24 protein-coding genes are annotated in these 19,486 nt (G+C 46.0%); 4 read left to right on the forward strand and 20 right to left on the reverse strand.

Annotated elements, in window-relative coordinates; genetic code table 11:
- Window positions 1-244: 244 nt before the first annotated feature.
- The 5 genes from AC0L13_RS19285 to AC0L13_RS19305 form a co-directional block, all read right to left on the reverse strand.
- On the reverse strand, window positions 245-850 hold the full coding sequence (locus AC0L13_RS19285; RefSeq protein ID WP_473642352.1) for a response regulator: 606 nt from the start codon (window positions 848-850) through the stop codon (window positions 245-247).
- Window positions 847-1,977 carry a sensor histidine kinase gene (locus AC0L13_RS19290; protein ID WP_473647143.1) on the reverse strand — a complete coding sequence of 377 codons (1,131 nt, stop codon included), beginning with the start codon at window positions 1,975-1,977 and terminating at the stop codon, window positions 847-849. Before AC0L13_RS19290 ends, AC0L13_RS19285 begins: the two co-directional genes overlap by 4 nt.
- A gap of 73 nt (window positions 1,978-2,050) precedes the next feature.
- The gene (desA, locus tag AC0L13_RS19295) at window positions 2,051-3,112 is read right to left on the reverse strand and encodes a Delta(5) desaturase DesA (RefSeq protein ID WP_473642353.1); all 1,062 of its coding nucleotides are present in this window, start codon (window positions 3,110-3,112) and stop codon (window positions 2,051-2,053) included.
- A 262-nt stretch (window positions 3,113-3,374) separates the two neighbouring features.
- Window positions 3,375-3,701, reverse strand: a complete 327-nt coding sequence (gene ytxJ, locus AC0L13_RS19300; RefSeq protein WP_473642354.1) for a bacillithiol system redox-active protein YtxJ — start codon at window positions 3,699-3,701, stop codon at window positions 3,375-3,377.
- 35 nt (window positions 3,702-3,736) lie between these two features.
- A complete protein-coding gene (locus tag AC0L13_RS19305; RefSeq protein WP_473642355.1) occupies window positions 3,737-4,312 on the reverse strand; it encodes a glycerol-3-phosphate acyltransferase in 576 nt (191 codons plus the stop codon).
- An 85-nt stretch (window positions 4,313-4,397) separates the two neighbouring features.
- Here AC0L13_RS19305 and AC0L13_RS19310 point away from each other — a divergent pair, with 85 nt between their 5' ends.
- Window positions 4,398-5,057 carry a phosphatase PAP2 family protein gene (locus tag AC0L13_RS19310; RefSeq protein ID WP_473642356.1) on the forward strand — a complete coding sequence of 220 codons (660 nt, stop codon included), beginning with the start codon at window positions 4,398-4,400 and terminating at the stop codon, window positions 5,055-5,057.
- An 11-nt stretch (window positions 5,058-5,068) separates the two neighbouring features.
- On the opposite strand, the gene AC0L13_RS19315 is transcribed toward AC0L13_RS19310, so the two are convergent.
- A complete protein-coding gene (locus AC0L13_RS19315) occupies window positions 5,069-5,620 on the reverse strand; it encodes a hypothetical protein (protein ID WP_473642357.1) in 552 nt (183 codons plus the stop codon).
- Between the two features lie 84 nt (window positions 5,621-5,704).
- On the opposite strand from AC0L13_RS19315, the gene AC0L13_RS19320 reads away from it, so the two are divergent.
- Window positions 5,705-6,031: an MGMT family protein gene (locus AC0L13_RS19320; RefSeq protein ID WP_473642358.1), complete on the forward strand. Its 327-nt coding sequence runs from the start codon at window positions 5,705-5,707 to the stop codon at window positions 6,029-6,031.
- A 6-nt stretch (window positions 6,032-6,037) separates the two neighbouring features.
- Here AC0L13_RS19320 and AC0L13_RS19325 read toward each other — a convergent pair whose 3' ends face one another.
- On the reverse strand, window positions 6,038-6,259 hold the full coding sequence (locus AC0L13_RS19325; RefSeq protein WP_473642359.1) for a transcriptional regulator: 222 nt from the start codon (window positions 6,257-6,259) through the stop codon (window positions 6,038-6,040).
- A gap of 81 nt (window positions 6,260-6,340) precedes the next feature.
- On the opposite strand from AC0L13_RS19325, the gene mscL reads away from it, so the two are divergent.
- Entirely contained in the window at window positions 6,341-6,718 is a 378-nt protein-coding gene (gene mscL / locus AC0L13_RS19330; protein WP_473642360.1) for a large conductance mechanosensitive channel protein MscL, read from the forward strand.
- A gap of 36 nt (window positions 6,719-6,754) precedes the next feature.
- On the opposite strand, the gene AC0L13_RS19335 is transcribed toward mscL, so the two are convergent.
- The 10 genes from AC0L13_RS19335 to AC0L13_RS19380 all read right to left on the reverse strand — a co-directional run bounded on the left by AC0L13_RS19335 (window position 6,755) and on the right by AC0L13_RS19380 (window position 16,472).
- Entirely contained in the window at window positions 6,755-8,698 is a 1,944-nt protein-coding gene (locus AC0L13_RS19335) for a DUF2207 domain-containing protein (protein ID WP_473642361.1), read from the reverse strand.
- Window positions 8,699-9,252: 554 nt separating this feature from the next.
- Window positions 9,253-9,411, reverse strand: coding sequence for a hypothetical protein (locus tag AC0L13_RS19340; RefSeq protein ID WP_473642362.1), 159 nt, complete (start codon window positions 9,409-9,411; stop codon window positions 9,253-9,255).
- Window positions 9,408-10,646, reverse strand: a complete 1,239-nt coding sequence (locus AC0L13_RS19345) for a helix-turn-helix domain-containing protein (protein WP_473642363.1) — start codon at window positions 10,644-10,646, stop codon at window positions 9,408-9,410. The genes AC0L13_RS19340 and AC0L13_RS19345 overlap by 4 nt, the downstream gene beginning before the upstream one ends.
- A gap of 131 nt (window positions 10,647-10,777) precedes the next feature.
- Window positions 10,778-12,067, reverse strand: a complete 1,290-nt coding sequence (locus AC0L13_RS19350) for a S8 family peptidase (protein ID WP_473642364.1) — start codon at window positions 12,065-12,067, stop codon at window positions 10,778-10,780.
- 233 nt (window positions 12,068-12,300) lie between these two features.
- Window positions 12,301-13,065 (reverse strand): ABC transporter permease, encoded by a 765-nt coding sequence (locus tag AC0L13_RS19355; protein WP_473642365.1) that lies wholly within the window; start codon window positions 13,063-13,065, stop codon window positions 12,301-12,303.
- Entirely contained in the window at window positions 13,043-13,960 is a 918-nt protein-coding gene (locus AC0L13_RS19360) for an ABC transporter ATP-binding protein (protein WP_473642366.1), read from the reverse strand. The genes AC0L13_RS19355 and AC0L13_RS19360 overlap by 23 nt, the downstream gene beginning before the upstream one ends.
- A complete protein-coding gene (locus tag AC0L13_RS19365) occupies window positions 13,957-14,676 on the reverse strand; it encodes an ABC transporter ATP-binding protein (RefSeq protein ID WP_473642367.1) in 720 nt (239 codons plus the stop codon). The genes AC0L13_RS19360 and AC0L13_RS19365 overlap by 4 nt, the downstream gene beginning before the upstream one ends.
- Window positions 14,669-15,037 (reverse strand): GntR family transcriptional regulator, encoded by a 369-nt coding sequence (locus tag AC0L13_RS19370; RefSeq protein WP_473642368.1) that lies wholly within the window; start codon window positions 15,035-15,037, stop codon window positions 14,669-14,671. The genes AC0L13_RS19365 and AC0L13_RS19370 overlap by 8 nt, the downstream gene beginning before the upstream one ends.
- Window positions 15,038-15,039: 2 nt before the next feature.
- Entirely contained in the window at window positions 15,040-15,693 is a 654-nt protein-coding gene (locus tag AC0L13_RS19375; RefSeq protein ID WP_473642369.1) for a hypothetical protein, read from the reverse strand.
- The gene (locus AC0L13_RS19380) at window positions 15,690-16,472 is read right to left on the reverse strand and encodes a hypothetical protein (protein WP_473642370.1); all 783 of its coding nucleotides are present in this window, start codon (window positions 16,470-16,472) and stop codon (window positions 15,690-15,692) included. Before AC0L13_RS19380 ends, AC0L13_RS19375 begins: the two co-directional genes overlap by 4 nt.
- 381 nt (window positions 16,473-16,853) lie before the next feature.
- Between AC0L13_RS19380 and AC0L13_RS19385 the strand changes: the two genes are divergently transcribed.
- Window positions 16,854-17,222: a VOC family protein gene (locus AC0L13_RS19385; protein ID WP_473642371.1), complete on the forward strand. Its 369-nt coding sequence runs from the start codon at window positions 16,854-16,856 to the stop codon at window positions 17,220-17,222.
- On the opposite strand, the gene AC0L13_RS19390 is transcribed toward AC0L13_RS19385, so the two are convergent.
- From AC0L13_RS19390 to AC0L13_RS19400, 3 genes are all read right to left on the reverse strand, one after another.
- A complete protein-coding gene (locus AC0L13_RS19390) occupies window positions 17,219-18,169 on the reverse strand; it encodes a hypothetical protein (RefSeq protein WP_473642372.1) in 951 nt (316 codons plus the stop codon). The genes AC0L13_RS19385 and AC0L13_RS19390 overlap by 4 nt on opposite strands.
- 81 nt (window positions 18,170-18,250) lie before the next feature.
- Window positions 18,251-18,727, reverse strand: coding sequence for an acyl-CoA thioesterase (locus AC0L13_RS19395; RefSeq protein ID WP_473642373.1), 477 nt, complete (start codon window positions 18,725-18,727; stop codon window positions 18,251-18,253).
- 61 nt (window positions 18,728-18,788) lie between these two features.
- The gene (locus AC0L13_RS19400; RefSeq protein ID WP_473647146.1) at window positions 18,789-19,478 is read right to left on the reverse strand and encodes an ABC transporter ATP-binding protein; all 690 of its coding nucleotides are present in this window, start codon (window positions 19,476-19,478) and stop codon (window positions 18,789-18,791) included.
- Window positions 19,479-19,486 lie beyond the last annotated feature (8 nt).

Consider the following 19,486-nt stretch of genomic DNA (forward strand, 5'->3'; position numbering starts at 1 on the left):
CCCTCAATTTGGACGCGGGGCGGCCTGCTTTGGACGTGCGACCCCTCACTTTGGACACGGGGCGGCCAGCTTTGGACGTGCGACCCCTCACTTTGGACGCGGGGCGGCCTGCTTTGGACGTGCGACCCCTTACTTTGGACGCTGGACGCATCGCATTGGACGCGCGAAGACAAGCTTTGGACGCGATTGCCGTCAGGCAGAAAATAAAAAAGGCAAAGGAGATAGAATTCCTTCACCTAACACTTTATTTAAACCAGCCCTTTTCCTTAAACCTCGAAATCGCTTCAATCCGATTTCCGACTTCCAACTTTTCAAGGATGACGGAGATGTAGTTCCGTACAGTTCCCGGCGTCAAATAAAGCTCTCCCGCAATTTCCTTCGTCGTCTTTCCCTCCGCAACGAGCCCCAACACTTGGGATTCGCGGTCGGTCAGTGGGTTTTCAGAGTCGTCCTCGTATGCGATATCTACGAGCTCGGGTGCGTAGATCCGGCGTCCAGCTTGAATAGCATGGATGGAATTGACGAGTTCTTCGATTGGACTGTCTTTCAATAAATACCCGCGGACTTTCGCTTTCCTTGCGCGCTCAAAATAGCCCGCTCGCGCAAATGTCGTCAAGATGATGATCTTGCAGTCCACCCCAATGAGCTCCTCCGCTGCATCCAAACCGGTCATGACCGGCATTTCGATATCCATGATGCATATGTCGGGCCCATGCTCCTTTACAAGGCGGACCGCTTCCTCCCCATTCCGTGCCATCCCGACGACTTCCATATCGTCTTCCATGTTCAAAAGGGAGCCTAATGCGCCTAACATCATTCCTTGGTCTTCTGCAATGACGATTCGAATCATGACAACCCCTCCTCAACTTGATGTGTAATGACGACCGGCACCCGGATTTTCAATGTCGTACCATGGTCCTCATCCGTTTCGAGCGAGCCATTCACGAACTCAAGCCGCTCTTGCATTCCCTTCAAACCTGTACCGGCCGACTTCCTCGCTTCCATTCCAATGCCGTTATCACGCACGATAATGGAAACTTCATCGTCTTCCTGTTTGAAAACGATATTGCAAACCGTTGCTTCGCTATGCTTCACAACATTTGTCACCGCCTCTTTTAGACACATGCCGAGGACGTTTTCAACGTTGGAAGGTATGGCGGTCACAGCTGGATCTCCTTCGATTTCCAATTCGATTTCCGCTGCAGCAAGGATTTGGCGAGCGCGCATCACTTCATCGACGAGCCTTGTTGCACGCATATCCGCCAAAAGCTCACGCACTTCCTTTAGCGCGGTGCTTGCCGTTTGACGGATATCGGCCAATTCCCTTTCCGCCTCAATCGGATTTTTCGAAATCAATCTTCGAGCCAAGTCACTTTTTAATCCGATCATCGACAATTTCTGGCCAAGCGTATCATGCAAATCCCTGGCGATCCGCTCCCGTTCCTCCAATAACATCAATTCTGAAATGCGTTCATTCGCATCCTCGAGCTGATCTTCGAGTTTTTCTCGCTTCCCGCGGTTGTACAGGTTGAACGGAAGCAAGATGACGCCGATCACTGTTATAAGGATGAAATGCACTTGCGGTAAGAATAGGTTGATTTCCAAGAAAAAGCCTGTGACGATTGCGCTGACCGTAAAGAAGATATGTAACCCATACATGATGAAAAAACCGACGGGCGATCTAATATTTCCGATGAAAAACGCTGTGAAAATCGACAAGTATACATAGCCGAACAGAAGTGTCATGACGATATTAATGACGATTTCAAAGCTGACCCACATATAAACAAGGCCGCTTTTGGATTTGAATGAAAAGAAATAGGAGATGAAGAAAAGGACTAATAACCCGGTGCCGACTGAAATTCCGACCGCCGACCATGATCGGAAAATGAAAAAGAACGGCAGCAGACAAAAGACGACCCATGCATAAATACTGAGCCACGGATTTCTCGGGAAAATACTATACCATTTTTGCATCCATTTCACCGTCCTGTTCCTTCCATTGTACCAAAAACATACAGCCGCCTCATAGGAAGGCGGCTGCATCTTATCATTTACTGTCATAGCTCGTTCTCTTCGGTTTCAATTCATTCAAATCAATGCTCGGAGTGGCACGTTTGACCGCACTTTTCACTTCTTTGAATGTGATGAACCGCTTGTTCTCCGGGTCGTATAGTTTATAACGGAGTGATTCTAAGCTTGTTTTAATGTTGATCGTTGTCGCCATTTGAAGCGGTGGTGTTGATTCGTGCGCCATTTCCAAATTGTAGTTCGGCACACGCGGCGCCAAATGATGGACGTGGTGGAAGCCGATGTTGCCAGTTGCCCATTGAAGGACTTTCGGCAATTTGTAATAGGAACTGCCTTCGACTGCTGCTTTCACATAATCCCACTCAGACTCTTCTTCGAAATAAGAATCCTCGAATGTGTGCTGGATGTAGAAGAGCCAAATGCCGAGCGCTGCTGCGACAAACATGATCGAGCCTTGCACGATGAGGAACGCTTCCCAACCGACGAGCCATGCCATGAATGCATAAAGCGCGACGATTACTACATTCGTCAAATACGTGTTATTGCGTTCTTTCTGACGCGCATCCTTACGATTGATCCTGCCCGTAATGAGCACTAAATATAAGGGTCCTAGACCAAACATGACGAACGGGTTCCGGTAGCAGCGATACATAAGACGCTGCCATTTCGACGCTGCCATATACTCTTCGACTGTCATGACCCAAATATCCCCGACGCCCCGTTTATCCAAGTTGGAGCTCGTTGCATGGTGAATAGCATGCTCACGTTTCCACTTCTCGTATGGGAATAGTGTGAGAATCCCTGTTATTGTTCCAACAATGTCATTTGCTTTTTTATTTTTGAAAAATGAACCGTGCGTGCAGTCGTGGAAAATGATGAACGTCCGTACGACAAAGCCCGCCGTAATGATTGCAATTCCGATCGTCAACCAAACTGACACCGACAAACTTTGATACGCCAAAAACCATAGCAGAAATATAGGCGGAACTGTATTGATCAGTTGGATGACACTCTTTTTTAAATCCGATTTGGCATAAGGTGCAACATTCTTGTGCAATTGCTTCGTTTTTTCCTTGCTCATTGTGAACGCCTCCTCGTTAAATTTCCTTATCTTCATACTAAACGGGAAATGGACTTTGCATAATAGATGAACGTCATGACTTTTTATATGATAAGTGTCATTTATTGTGAAGAGTTTCACAATAAGGAGGTGCTTGGAGGGTTTTGCGCGAGTGTGGGCAAGTTATGGCACAATCTAACGGAGTTATGCTCATCTTGGGACTTTTGGCCCGACCAAGAAACCAATAAAAAACAGACACCCCTGTAAGAGATGCCTGCACGATTCAGCCGTTCGCTCCGATGGCTGATTTGATATTTGATTGGCTAATTCCGTAATGGCTTTCATTCCATACTGCTTCGCCGTCCTTCAATAGAAATAGCTGTGGGCTTTCATGCTGTATGCCCAATTCGCTTTCGACTTCATTTGACAGTCGGCGGCTTCTTTGGACAATTAGAAAGTATTTCGGAATATCCGTTTCGTACTGCTCAAATACTCTGTATCCCGCGGCGCTGATTGGACATGTCGAGCTATGTTTCATTAAGAAGACCAGTTCTTTTTTCGATTGATCTCGTACGTGTTCCCATTCTTCCATAGATTTAATTTCTTTCATTATATGATCTCTCCTTTCTCTTAGTCTCGTTCGTCTTAATTTCTTCTATACCCTTTCCTTATGCTGAATGAATCCTTCCAATAAGCGAATAACAGAAAAGCGACGACGAGGATTGCGGCAATCGTCTGCGACCACTCCTTTGTCAATCCAAACAGGAACAGCGGCGACAGCGCCATCGCACTTAATCCGGCAGTGCTGAAGTTTTTCAGAATTGGATAAAGGACAAGGAACACGACAACGAAGCAAGCGACGACAAGCGGATTAAAAGCGAGCATCCCGCCAATGAACGTCGATACACCCTGTCCGCCGCGAAACTTATAGATGACCGGAAAAACATGCCCCGCCATAACGACGAGAACGCCCACCAGTTGAATCCATTCGTCTACTCCCATCCATTTCGCAATCAACACGATAAGGACGCCTTTCAGCGCATCTCCTAGAAAAACTATCGTGAATGCTGCTTTGCCGAACACTCTTCCCGCATTGCGTGCTCCTGGATTTCCACTGCCTGCTGAACGAATATCTTTTTGATAGAAAAGTTTTCCGACTACTGTCGCAGTCAGCATATTGCCGACAAAATAGGCTACGATAAGCAATATGGCAATATCCATACGATTCCACTTCCCTTTCCCACTCCACTATATGCAGTTCCTGTCTTTTCCTGTACAATATGTCGCAGAAGAAAGGATGATCTAGATGAAGGAATCACCGTTTCGCCCTTCCGTGGCCATTAGTTTATGTATTTTATTCGGTGTCGCCTTTGCTTTCATTGTAACAGCGATTCTTAGCGGAATGATCAACGGCTTCGACCGATCGATCATCGATGCTATTCAAGGCTTGGAAGCTCCTTGGCTGACGCCGATCATGCACGCTTTTACATTCATCGGTTCCACAAAAATCGTCATGCTTCTCATCATTGCAGTGACCGCCCTTTTGTTTTGGGGGCTGCGCTCCAGAAGCCAAGCCTATTTCTTTTTCTTTGCGATGATTGGGACAGGCATATTGAATCAAACCTTGAAATTCATTTTCAAACGGGCACGCCCTGAATTCCATCGACTTGCCGAAGCTGGCGGCTACAGCTTCCCAAGCGGCCATACGATGATGGGCTTCAGTTTATACGCGCTATTCATTTATTTGCTATGGCGCCATATCCGTTCAACGACAGGTCGAATCGCTCTAGTAGTCTTTGCGATTTTGATGTTCAGCATGATTGCGACAAGCCGTATTTACCTTGGCGTTCATTATCCAAGCGACATCCTAGGCGGCATACTTGCAAGCTCATTTTGGCTTACACTGACGACATTCCTGTTCGTCCAATTTCACAGGCGAAAGAAACGCAGCCTCGTCGTTGACTGACGAGGTGCTTTTCATTCGGAGAATTTAGCCGCTTCTTCATCGGATAAAATGCGAGGTTCGGAGTTCCCTACTTCCATGTATTCGATGCGCTCATCTACTGTGATTTTAAACACGTATGGTTCGCTCGTCTTTTCGATTGATTGGACCTTCGTTTGCATTTTTTCGTAATAGCGTTTCACTTCCTGATCCGCCCAGAACGGTACCTCTCCATCTGGGGTGAGAGCTTCCTTCTTCTCCCTCTGCTCTTTCTCCCATTGCTTCTTCGCTTCCGGATCCATTCGGAAATAAATCTTCTGCAATGTATCAATCACTTCCCCGAATCCGATGATCAGTAGCCCATAGAGAAAATGCGTCACAATAATGCTGAGGAATGCGAATAATGCAGTGCCCGTCATCCCGCTTGTATATTGCATTTCTCCCCATTCATTCATAAACTGGCCGCCCATTTGCGCCATCATGAACAAGGAATAGATTCCTTGAATGAATCCCCATACCATCACGACAACTCCGGCAATCTTGATGATATAGCCGATGTGACTCTGCTTCGTTAACAAGTTGTTCAATGTGACCACTCTCCCATTTATATTTCTACATATCTTGTGTACGATTAAGTGACTTGGATAGTTTCAGAATGAGGAGGTTTAACAATGGTTCCATTTACAGAGCGAGTTATACAAATCATCCGGGACATCCCTGCCGGCCATGTCATGACTTATGGACAAGTGGCAAGTGTTGCTGGAAATCCGCGCGGCGCAAGGCAAGTCGCGAGAATCCTCCATTCGATGAGCGCTAAATACGAATTGCCTTGGCACCGGATTATCAATGCGCAAGGCGGCATATCAACCCCTTCCGATCGGGAAGAAAAAGGCGGCTTGCAACGGGAGCTGCTCGAGTCGGAAGATGTGGAGTTTATGGCAAACGGGAAAGTGGATCTGCAAGTACATCGGTGGTTTCCTGAAGAAGAGTTTTTATGATGAAGCTCAAATCGCCTGTCGCTTGCGATTTACGACACGTTGGACGGACAAGACCCGGTCTATTTTGAAGGTGCGTTTTTCATGGCGCAGATGGCAATAGGCCTTGAATGAATCGATGCTGACCGCAAGAATACGGATGCGCCTTTTCGTTAAAGTGCCATCCGCCCGCATATAAATCATTTCCGCCAATTCATGGCGCTGACATATTTTTAGTAAAGCCTGTCGCATAGCTCTCATCTCCGTTCGGAACATTTGTTCTCATTATATGCGAACAAGGAGAGAAAAACAACTTGAAAGGAGGTGAAATATATGTGGAAAGACTTTAAGGAATTTGCATTTAAAGGAAATGTCTTGGACTTGGCGATTGCCGTTGTCATCGGGGCAGCATTCGGGAATATTGTCTCGTCGCTCGTAACGAATATCATCACACCACTTATCGCAGCTCTCACAGGGAAAGTCGACGTATCCGGTCTTCATGTGACAATTGGAAATGCCAATCTTACATACGGTCTATTTTTGCAGTCAATTATCGATTTCCTCCTTATCGCCTTCTCGATTTTCCTATTCGTCCGAATCCTGATGAAGTTTAAGCGGAAAAAGGAGCCTGCAAAGGAAGAAACTCCAGCCATTGACGCGAAAGAAGAATTATTGAAAGAAATCCGTGATTTATTGAAGGAAAAACAATGAAAAATGCCGGCCTTTTACAAGCCGGCATTTTCCATATCAATCTGCCCCCGCTCCCCCTCCGCCGCCATCTCCGCCTCCTCCGCCGCTGTAACCACCGCCGGAATCATATGATCCGCTGCCGCTCCAGGAAGATGCGCTTTTTTCAACAGGCATCGGGCCCCAAGTGGAATAAGAGAAATAAAGCGGATCCACATGCAATGCGAAAAGTGGAGCCAGTGAAGCTGATTCAGGCAAACTACGTTTTAGTTTCGGAATCCTTTTCTTTGATGTATTCAATAAATAGGCACGCGCAATCCAACGGTCAATCTTATCCGAATGGATATAATTCGGTACTCCCCGCTTCACTTGTCTTCTGAATTTCGTAATGCTCATCTTTATGTAAAGGGCTGTAAGCGAGCTTGGCATCGCTTTTGGAACCACAAAAAATAAAATCGCCCCACAGATGATTGCGTAAAGGACTGCGTCCGTTAATGCTGGAGCGGTAATTTGGGCTCCTGCAAAAAACATTCCGATGAAGAACAGGATTGCCGGCCATTTCTTTCCGGGATTTGTACTATAAAAATATATCCCGATAATCGTAACAATCGCGGGAAATGCCATTCCCCAACCTCCTGCACCATCCGCATAAAATCCGTACATCGTTACGAACGTGGTCAGAAGGAAAATAGCTATTTTCATTATTTTTGGCGCCATAGTCGAAAGAGCCCCTGCGTCCTCCATTAGCTGAAGCACTTCGTCATGCCAAGTTTCATGATTTTCATGGAATTGCCTTTGCTTTCGCAGTTGGGTTCGATTTCCTTTATCTCCACGGACGGACGGCCCTGCCATATCATGCAAATGAAATTTCCGATGACCTACCCTTCCTTTGAATAACCATGTCACTAAATATTGCTCATGGGGCAATAATTTCTGTTTCGATTTCTTCAATTGTTCATTCGATTGAAGGAGTCGAAATACGAGCGTCTTTTCAGGGGCGCCTTCCTTTCCTTGGAAACGTGTTGCAGAATCAGTCAATTCCACATTTATAATTGCTTTTTCGGCAAGAGAAAACAAACCTGATAGAAAGCTTTTCCGGTTGAATTTACCGTTCCGATCGACAAAAGCCAAATACGTCGGATCGGTCTGCAAGACGAGGTCTGTGTTGCCGAACAGGGAAAATATACGTTGCCTCAGCAGAAAAAGAATACCAATAAGTACGATGAAGAATATGCTGAGGCCGTTCCCCACTTTTGTTGCCACAGGGATGTTTGCCCACCTGGACGCGTTTTTATTGATGATCTGCTCTTCTTGATTGATGGCCTCCTCAAACGACATCGGCTCTGCAATTTTTTGCTGCTCCGTCATAATCGTTGAAGGGAACAGCACGCGGGTCTCCGTCAGTGTGGATGCGGCCGATTTGGGCGTATGAAACGAAATGCCGTCGCGATAAACCATCCGCACTTCCCCTTCACGGTCGTGCATAAACCCGTGGATAACATCGTCACCAACATCGCCTGGCAACACGTACGCAATGTCCACATTATTCAAATCCTCGTCGTGATTGTCGCCATCCTCAAAATAGGTGACGGACAAATCACTGTATGTATCGTATGACGTCACCGCATTTTGCATCTTGTAGATGTAAATGACAGATACGACTTTATCCTCCGCACGAACGGCTGTTTTGTAAGTGCTTCCTTCACGCGTCACTGTCGCTTTCGTCAAGTCAGATTGTTCAATCTCCCCAACGACAGGATCCTGCCCATCGATCAAGTACGCCTCAAACTGAGCAACCTGTCCGAGATGCTTATCCGGAAACGATCTCTTCAGCTGCGAAAACGATCCATCCAACGTATACGTGAATACCTCATTCACCAACATATCACCATTCGGCTGCACCCACCCCTTGATCTGCACGCGATCAATCGAGTATGACTTTGCATGGACATGTGCCGGTGAAAGGACCAACAGCATCACTATGAAAATGACTATTTTACGCATCACAGCACCCCCTTTTGCTTTGCTACAATACGACGAGTGGCGGGGAAGGGTTTCAGATTTGTCAATAAACAGGCGGTTTGGCATGCCTATTAATAGGAAATAAGTTCTTATTTAGTTATCTTTCGAATCCTGTGGGTTATCTATTGAATATCAGTTATTATCTATTGAATACGAGAAGTTATCTATCGAATGTGTAAACTTATCTATTGAATATCAAAAGTTATCACCAAATCTGGACTTTACGACCACCCAAAACACCACCAAAAATCACCGCCATCTTAAATTCGACATCCTTGTGTCTGCCGTTGCCTCCACCCAAAACTGATGCTACAATGGAATGTAGGATTGACGATAAAAAGGAGTGAAGTCTTCATGTGGTTCATTTATATCATGTACGCGCTGTTCGCTTTTATCGCCCTTGGCACAATAACTGGTCTTGTCAGCACATTCAACAATCATAAGTGATTGTTGAAGTGCTTTTTTTGTAATCGCGTCATGAAAACGGCAAATAGAAAAGGTGTCCCGCAGCCGAAGAGCTGGGGACACCTTTTTACTTATACTTGTGGAGGAAGAATCGATGGTGGAGTTAAGTTATCTTTACCTTTTGTGTTTGCTTCTACGCTGTCGTTTGGATCCATTGCCAATGCGCTTCCTGTTCCGGCAAATGCAGCAAGCACTGCCGTCAGTAAAATGATGGATAACTTTCGCTTCATAACTTCATCTCTCCTTTGCCATAATGATACAAACTGTACGTTGCAGCTTTTTCGTAGTCGCCGATGGAACGAAAATGGTTCGCTAACCTCCAGGCGATACTTCTTGCTTCCCCTATATAATCATGTTTCTTTAGAAAAGGAAATACTATTTGTTCACAATAGTCTAAAAGTTCTTGTTGGGAAATTTTTGCCTTCCTAAAGTAATTCAACTGAACGTTCAAATATGGGTCATTCTTCCTTTCCGTAAGCTTTTCCAGTTCATCAAGCAACGGATCCAGTTCTTTCTGCTCTTCAACAGCAGTTTGCAATAAATGTATAAGGACCGCCTGATAATAATCCGTCCCCGGTTCCAACAGTGCCTTTAATTCCGTCAACATCTCGTATGCCGACTTATGGAGGCCCCTTCGATTTTGCAATACCGAATAGTTATAGAGTGCTCCTTGGTACAGCTGATCCATCTCCATCATTTTCGCGTTGCGGAGGATTGTTTTGAATAAGCCGTCCGCTTGCAAGGCGAAGTCGCGATTTGTATAGTTGATGGCCAGCAGAAGCTGTGCGTGGAGGAGTCGGATGTAATTGCAATCCTTTCGGAAGTGGTCGACAGCCATTTCTGCGAAGTATGTCGATCTGCCGTATTGCGTTCTATTGTGGAGCAAGTATGCTTTTTGATAGAATAGCTCCCCTTCGAACATGAATGGAATTCTTTCGCGGTATTCTTCTATTTGTTCCAAGCGGTTTTCTGCTTCTGTAAAGTTTTGAGAAAAAATGTCGAACATGAGGTGAATGACTTTGGAGACGCCTTTTTCATAGTCTGTGAATGATGTTTCCATTCGTTTTAGGATCGAGACTTGTTGAGTTGCGCGGGGCATGTCCCGCTTGAACAAATAGTATCTCAACTTATAGAGCTCATACCGGTTCACTAAGTCTGTCGATTGCAAATAGTCTTCTTGCGTGGAAAGCTCGTTGAAAACCTCTTCCATTGATTTCAGGTCATAATAGACCGAGTGCATGATGAATGTTTCCAACTTCGCTTTCCAGTATTCGTAGGTATCCACTTCCCGCTCCCATTCAATGCCCATCCGTTTGAACAGTTCATTGATTGTTTCATTATGGGGAATGTATTTATTTGACTCGATTTTACTTAAATGGGAGATGGAACAGACACCTTTGCTAAGCTCGGCTTGCGTTAAATTATTTTTCATTCTGTAGTATTTCAGGATGGATCCGATATTCATCATAAGCACCCCTTTACTTTCTTACTATTCAAACATATCATGCCGATTACATGATTACATGAGAAAACAGTCCCAGGGGAGTAAGGGACTGTTTTCGGCCTAATGTATGGGATTTTCATTAGGAGGCTAGTTTAACGTACTCGTGCGAATCCGAATCCGGATGCAATGTCGTCTCCTCGTCCGGCATGATAACCACCGAGGATGTCATATGATTTCGCACGATTTTGCAAGTTGGCGCGTAGCTGAACGTTTGTGAAGCTTGGATTTTCCGCCCAGACTTTCGCTGCCAGTCCTGCCACATGCGGTGTTGCCATAGATGTACCGCTAATTGTCGCATACCCGCCGTTGTACCAAGTCGAGAAGATGGATGTGCCAGGTGCAGACAGTTCAACATCTCCCGTTTGGATGAGATGATCGCCTGCTGTCCTCGCATGGCCGCGGGATGATGAATTGGCGACACGATATGTGCCATTTTCCAATCGGTTTTCAAGATTCGCAACTGCGATGGCTGACGGCAATGCCGCCGGATAATCGATCGACCCAGGTGAGTAGCCGTCGTTCCCTGCCGCAGCGACAACCAATACACCGCGGTCATACGCGTAGTTGACAGCATTCGTGATCAACGAGCTTTCTCCATTCGAACCGAGTGACATATTGATGACGACTTTCACACGCTGCGCCGATGCCTGATCTGCCGCGTGGCGGATTGCATTCGCAATATCATCCGCATATCCGTTTCCGGAGTCGTTCAACACTTTATATGCCCAAAGCTTCGCATTCGGAGCTACCCCGTAAACCCCTCTTCTGTCATCTCCGCCTTCGCCCAATGCAGTCCCAGCGACGTGGGTTCCATGCCCATTGCGGTCGGTACAAGAATTGTTTACTAGCGGCGAGCTTTGTGTGAAGTCTTTACATTGTTCTGCGTTATAGTATAAATCGTTATGGTTTACGTTAACGCCTGTATCGAGAACGGCGATTCTCACGTTGGAGCCGCCTGTCGTAGATGTTAGATTATTGTCATTATAAATCGCTTTGATTCCCCAAGGAACGGACTGGCTAGCAGCCGCTGCATCCACCTCATCATTCAACTTCAAAGAGGACGGATCAATTTGGATCGAAAGGACGTCCACTTTTTCGACAGTGATATGCGGCAAATTTTGCAAAGCCTCGAACTCCTTCGCTGTCACATCCGTCGTATAGGAGCGGCCATCGAATTCATTGCGCAGCTCATAGCTTTGTTGAAGCTGTTGCAGTTCTTGGTCACTCGTTGCCGTAATGAGCACTCGGAACGTTTCGCCTCTTTGCTTCATTTGATCCTCTTTGAAATCTCGGAAGTCATCTTGTGCATATACGCTTCCTGTCGGGATTGCCATGCTGGCTGCAATTGCTATTGCTGCGAGAACTTTCAATGGTTTCTTCATTTATTCTCCTCTTTTCCTAATAGATTCGGTGTTGCTATCTTCACTGTAGCAAACATTCCGACAATAGGAAATTGGGAAAAATCCGATAGGAATCGACCGTTTTCGCGCCTTTTCACTCTATCTATCCACCCTCAAAACGACAAATCCGTAAACCAAAAGAACTAAAAACACCGGCCATCTATGTGACCGGTGTTGGGCAAATGAGGAATTCCCTATTTGATTGTACCTATCAATCAAGCAGTAACATCACGTTTTACGAATGTTGTAAAGCTGATTACGAGGAAGACGATGATATAAACGGCCAATACGGCAAGTGAAAACGGCATCGTCAAATCCGGAACTAGCATCATGCCCGTCTCAAATTGGGTTAAGTCCATATGTGTAAATAACAAGTATTTCGCAATTTCATATCTCGAAAGCAAGGCGCTGATCGTAGAGCCTGTGAAATAGATGAACAGCGACAGCCCAATCGCGAGCGAGCTGGACCGGAATACACTGCCGATTGCAAACGCGAATGTCGTTGTGATGAACACGTTACCGAATGAAAGAAGCAGCATATATAGGCTTTCGCTCCAAACCGACCAACTTGATATGCTCTCGCCCGCACCTGATTTGAATAAAATAAGCGCCAACACGACATAGACGACGTAACCGATCACCATAAGGAACATGCCGAATAAATTCACCGTTAGAAATTTAGACAAAAGAATCTTCCAACGTTTCACCGGACGTGTGAGCAGCATTTTTATCGTCCCTTGTGAAAACTCGGACGCAACGATACCTGCCGCAACAATGACAGTCAACAATAAAACCGTCCCGCCAATTGATGACGGATCCTGGATCATTCCTGCTCTCGTAAAACTATTGATATTTTGCGTGCTAATCCATTTCATTAACCCCATCATGCCGGCTGTTATGATTACAAGAATTCCAACCATGACCCATGTACCTTTTTTATTCCACAATTTCATCCATTCATTTTGCATTAGCTTCAGCAATTTGGCCACCTCCAGTCATCTCCAAGAACTCATCCTCCAACGTCTTCCGATGCGGTTGAACCGCAAATACTTGCAGCCCTTCGGCAATGAACGACTCGACCAAGCCCGGAATTTGGTGCTGTTCTGCGTTCACAAGCAGGCCGCCTTTAAATTCTTCAACTGTGAATCCTCCATCAAGAAGCATTTGCTTTGCCTTCTCCCCAGGCGTCACTTCCAAGTAATAGAACGATTCCCGTGTCTCAGACATTTCACGGATATCAATGAGCTTGCCGTTTTGAATGACGGCAATCCGGTCGCACATTTGCTCGATTTCGGAAAGCATATGGCTGGAAACGAATACGGATACCCCTTCCGTTTCGGCAATTTTACGTAGGTATTGGCGGAATTCGCGGATTCCCGCAGGATCCAACCCGTTTGTCGGTTCATCCAAAATTAAGAACTTCGGCGAGTGTAGAAGTGCCTGCGCAAGTCCGAGTCGTTGGCGCATCCCTAGTGAATAGGTCCCCACTTTTTCATGGATGCGGTTTTGCATCCCTACTTGGCGAACGACATCATCAATTCGCTCCTTCGTCACGCCCTTATGCATGCGTGCGAAATGCTCCAAGTTCTTATAGCCCGACATGAACTTATACATCTCCGGGTTTTCAACGATAACACCGACTTTCGAAAGTCCCTCCTCGAAATTGTCACGAAGCGACACGCCATCGATAACAATGTCTCCTCCCGTTTGTTTCATGAGACCGACCATCATGCGGATTGTCGTCGTTTTCCCCGCTCCATTCGGACCGAGAAAGCCTGTAATCTGTCCTGGATACAGCGACAAATTCAGATTGTCGATGATCTTCTTGCCTCGAATTGTTTTAGATAAATTCTTTAATTCTACTACCGGTTTCATTTTCCCAACTCCCTTTCCACTTGCTGATCTTTGAACAAGGATACCATCCAGCTTGTTGCATCGATTCCGTAAAAGTCACGGATTTCATCGACCGCCTCATGGGCAATCAACTGCCCCCCCCGCATAACGATAATTTCATCGAGCAGCGGCTCAACCTCCCGAATTTCATGCGTCGACATGATGACCGTCTGACGCTCTGGATCCGTAAAACGGATGAGCCCTTTTGAAATATCATCCCGCACCATCGGGTCAAGGCCGGAAAACGGTTCATCGAGCAAATAGTAATCCGCTTCCCTCGCAAGCGTCACTGCGATTTTCACACGACCCCGATTCCCTTTAGATAAGCTTTTTATCCGCGACGTAAGAGACACATTTAGAAATTGCATGATCTCCTTCGCTTTGACCACATCAAAATCTTCGAATTGTGATTCATAAAAATCGATGAGCTGCTGAACAGTAAAAAATGTATAGAAATCATCCGTATCGGACATATATGCAATTTGCGAAGCAATCTGCCGCGTGATTGGCTTTCCGTCAAACGTAGCGCTTCCGCTGTTTGGTGTCAATAAACCCGCCATCATCTTTAACAATGTCGATTTGCCGCTCCCGTTTTCACCGACAAGGCCAATCACCTTCCCTCTTGGAATCGACACTGCCACATCTTGCAACGCTCTTTTGCTGCCATACTTCTTCACAACATTTTTCAATTCAATCATTCTCGCCACCCCGTTCCTGCAGGCACTTTACAATTTCGTCCGTCGTAAATCCGAATGCCTTCACGTTTTGAATAAATGTCGTCACGAGCTGTTCCTTCATTTCATTCCGAAGTGCTGTGATCTTTTCCTGATCCTCCGTCACGAACGATCCCTGCCCCCTTCTCGTCTCAGTGATCTCCATCTGCTCCAACTCCTTATATACGCGTTGCATCGTATTGGCATTCACGCCGGCTTCGACCGCATACTCGCGGACAGACGGCAACTTCTCTCCCGCCGTAAGCGTGCCTCGCATAATATCCCCTAAAATCCGGTCGATGAGCTGTTGGTAAATCGGCTTATCCGGTAGAAAATCAATGCTCATCGTCAGTACCTCACTTTCTTTTCAAGCAATATTGCGCCGCTTGCGAATAATACGATTGAAACGGTGATATATATAATAGAACTGAAAGGGAGTTCCATCTTCTCCCACACTGCAATTAGAAGTCCCCATATCATTGCTGCGATAGAGATGGGGATTAATGAAATAATCGCAGCCAACCAACCAATCCTGGTTTCTATAACCTTATAGATTACCCAAATAAGCAGGCCGGCGGAAATGAAGAAAAGAGTATTGACGAGTATCTTTAGCAATGATGTAGGTCCAGGGATTCCACCAGCAAAACCACCGATGAGATAGGCACCTACCCCTATCCCGCTCCAAATGATGAAACCTCCCAAAACAAATAGAATTGACGTGAATGCCTTGACCCCCAAAAGTTTCACAATCGAAAAGGGGGAGTGAAGCCAGACATCAGGTTGCTTCGTATCCGTATGAAGGCTGTTGAGGAAAAATGCCGCTGCCATAAATATAAGCATCATCGAAAACATTTGAGTAAGCTCGACTCCATCCATAATACCGCCAACCGCCATAGGTGCAAAACTTGACACGGCAATCAAGACAAAGACTACCATAAACGTTACTAGTGAATATCGCATGAGCACCCACTCTTTTCTCAATAAACCGTTCCAGCTCGTCATAGCCTCACCCTCTTCTCAAACAAGGTGATCGCCAAATAGAACAAGCCGACAGTAAAGAGAACAGCGAATATGATCTCTCCTGCGTATAAAACTGTATTCGTGACCGTGAAGTAATCATATTGGAGATCGATCGCCGGGTTTTTAAGAGACATCAGATCAATACTGCCAACCCTTATAAATTTCTCGTATAAATCGGAACCCGTAATCTCTCCGTAAATCCTAACTGAAATGATGAATAAAATTAATGTAACAACAAAGGAAAATCCTTTAAGAAAAGGCTTCAACAACTGGTCGATGACGATAAAGAAAAATCCGTAAACCATGAACTGTATGGAAGCGAGAAAAACTCCGATGACCAGCAAACTTCCATAAAATAATAACTCATTGAAAATGGCTTCCGGTTGAGGTGTAATTGCATATCTAATTGCAACGACTAGTACCGTAACAAGCAAGTATGCCAAGCCCAATCCGGCTGACATCACCATTTTCACCCCGACAAGCTTCACTGTAGAAGCCGTAGAATGAAACCATAAATCAGGCCTTTTCATGTCCTTGTTGAACATCATCGAGAACGCAATGACAGGAACCAATATGCATGCACCCGCCGCTATGAAGCCGATGACCATCGTAATTTCAAATACGGGAACTTCCCCTACTGCAAGCACCCCTGCCAATGACGGCAATATAAACAATCCCGCCAATAGCAGAATCACCAGCACGATGATCTGGCTTCTCCACTGCACCCATTCCTTCTGCAATAAACCGTTCCACTGCTTCACCTGTCTACCTCCTTCCGTATCGGTGTATTAGTTACATAGTACACTATGTTGTGTGGTAGTGTAAAGATATTTGAGTGATTCATGAGAAATAAATCGAAAGTCCCTTTTTGGTGATAACTTCTGTGATTCGATATATAACTTCTGCTATTCAATAGATAACTCTCCGGATTCAATAGATAACTTTCCAGATTCAATAGATAATGAAAAACCTTCAGCTTGCCAAAAGCATTTTGCACGGCGAAGATACTATTACTCGAGTCACTTATTACAAAGTATAATTACCATAATAAAAACTTATACATGTTGTTTCATTTCCCGTCATAGCTTCTCTTGAAAAACTCATCTACACTATAAATAACAAAACAAAAGGGGCGAATTACTATGACTCAATTTCTCACTGGCATCGACCATATCCAAATTGCTGCACCTCCTCACTCCGAAGAGCAAGCACGCGAATTTTACGGCAACCTGCTCGGAATGGAAGAAATCCCAAAGCCGGAAAACTTGCAGGGGCGCGGCGGATGCTGGTTCAAATGCGGCGCACAGGAAGTCCATATCGGCATCCAAGCAGACTTCACATCTGCCAAAAAAGCGCATCCCGGCTTCACCGTACATGCGCTTGAACAATTGAAATCCCGATTGGAAACAGCCGGATGTATAATTTCAGAAGAACCTCCGATCGCAGGACGTGCCCGATTTTTCACACACGACCCGTTCGGCAATCGTATTGAGTTTTTAGAGTTTGATTAAGACACAATAATATCTTTCTCCTGCTGATCAAGGCGCTTTAATTCTTCCATTGCTTCATCACGTTTCCGCCGTAACTGATCCTGCACGCGGCGGACGTCGTGAAGCACGGTGTTCAGCTTACTTTTTGCGTCCGTAATCCGGGAATGTACCGCCCAGTCGGAGAAGATATTATCAAAGAAAATATCCGTAAAAGTGAAAAAGTCGTTATGATTCACGTTAAACGATTCCGTGGCGGCATTTTGAACGTCCATCAATTCCGTCTCATAATGGCGAAGTGCCCGTTGCGCGCGGTGCACAAGATCGTCCGAGCTGTTCATTTCTGAATACTTCATTGCAGAAACGATAAGCCCGCCGCCTAAAAATGTATCCCACATCGACAGCCCTTCCGCATTGCCAAGCTTGTCGAGTGCGGCGTCCAACGCCCGTTTTGCCTTGTCGCCCGCCTCATATGCCTCGTCGATTTCTCTCACCAATGAACGCACCCGCACCCGGTCGTCAGCAATTTTCTGCAGTGTGCTATTCGCCGTCGTATCGTTTTGCCGGATCCACGCCTCTTTCTCTTTCAAAAAGTCCTCCCAATCTTCATCTACATAAAGGAAATCATCACGTTTCATCTCTGCGCGCAGCCGCCCGACTTCCGCCTCCAAGTCGGTTACCGTCTTTTCAGCTTCATTGTATTTCAACTCGGCCTCCGCGACTTCATTGATTTCCTTTTCCATCTGTTCATCCCATTTGCCCGTCCACTCTTTGATTTTATTTGCAAATGAAAACTTGCCCAACTTCACAACGTCCTGTTGCTCCTTCGACAGCTGTCGATGCAGGCGATCACGCAACTGAACCGCTTCCTTATATTGTGCCTCCGCACCTTCCAGCCTGCGGTTCACTCGATTTCGCTCATTCCGGAGCATCGTCAGTTCCATTTGCCGTTCGTTTATATCCGCTCTCATCATGCTCACTCCTTTCCTTATATACGGAAAATTCCGTTGGAGGTTTCAAGAAAAAAAAGCCGCCCATAAAGGCGACTTTCATTAATGCTTTATTTCCCTCCGCAGTATCCGGTGATTCCGGCGGGCGGGGCCTGTTTCAAATAAGCGTTTTTCCGCTTCGGTTTCCGGATAGACGCCTGGAACCGGAGTCGGTTTGTTGTTTTCATCCATCGCGACCATCGTCAAGAATGATTCGGTCGTCAGCTTTTTCGCGCCTGTCAACAGATCCATCGAGTGCACCGAGACGAATATTTCCATCGACGTGCGCCCTGTTGAGCTGACAACGGCTTCGAGTTCAAGTACATCCCCGACCTTCGCGGACGACAGGAAGTCGACTGAATCGATGGAGGCTGTAACGGCAGCCGACTTGTTCGAATGTTTCATCGCCGTAATAGCGGCAATTTCATCTATGTACGCCAGAACTTTTCCACCAAAAATTGTTTGCATATGGTTTGTGTCCGGCGGTAATACAAGTTTCGAAATGATCGTGCGTGATTGACTCATAGGTCGTTGTTCCATAATCCATCTCCCTCTCAATTCTCTATTCCAGTATACCCACTACCTAATTAGTTGAACAAGCTCACTCAAATAATTGGCGGGAATAAGGATGCATGAATGAAAAACAGCCATCCCGCTTCACGCTTTCCTCGACAATCCTTCCGCCTTCCATTACATACACTCGCTCGCATAAATGCTGTACAACTTTTAAGTCATGGGAAATGAAAAGAATTGCCATGCCCGTCTCCCGGTTCAATTTCTGAATGAGCTCGACAATCTCCTTTTGGATTAGACGATCGAGATTGGACACGATTTCATCGCATATTAAGAGCTTCGGCTCAATTAGCATCGAGCGCAACAAATTCACGCGTTGCCGCTCACCACCGCTTAACTCCGAAGGGCGCCGATCCAAATGTTTTTCTTCCAATCCGACCGTTCCAAGCATCAATTTTATATGCGCATCCCGATCGCCTTTCATAGACCGAAGCGGCTCCTTTAAAATATCGCGGACTGTCCAGGAAGGATTCATGGCGGCGGACGCATTTTGGAAGGCGATTTGACAGGAGGCATAGAAATCATCCGTTTCAGAGAATGCAATCGTTCCTTCATCCACAGGCTCTAATCGCATGATGAGACGTGCCAGCGTGCTTTTCCCACTGCCGCTTTCGCCGACGATTCCGACGAGCTCCCCTTCACCTATCGACAAATTAATATCGTGAAGAACAGTCTTCCGGCGTTTTCCCTTGCCATAGCTTTTTGAAAGATGTTCCACTTGCAACA

It is taken from the genome of Sporosarcina sp. QA0331 (assembly GCF_055808055.1).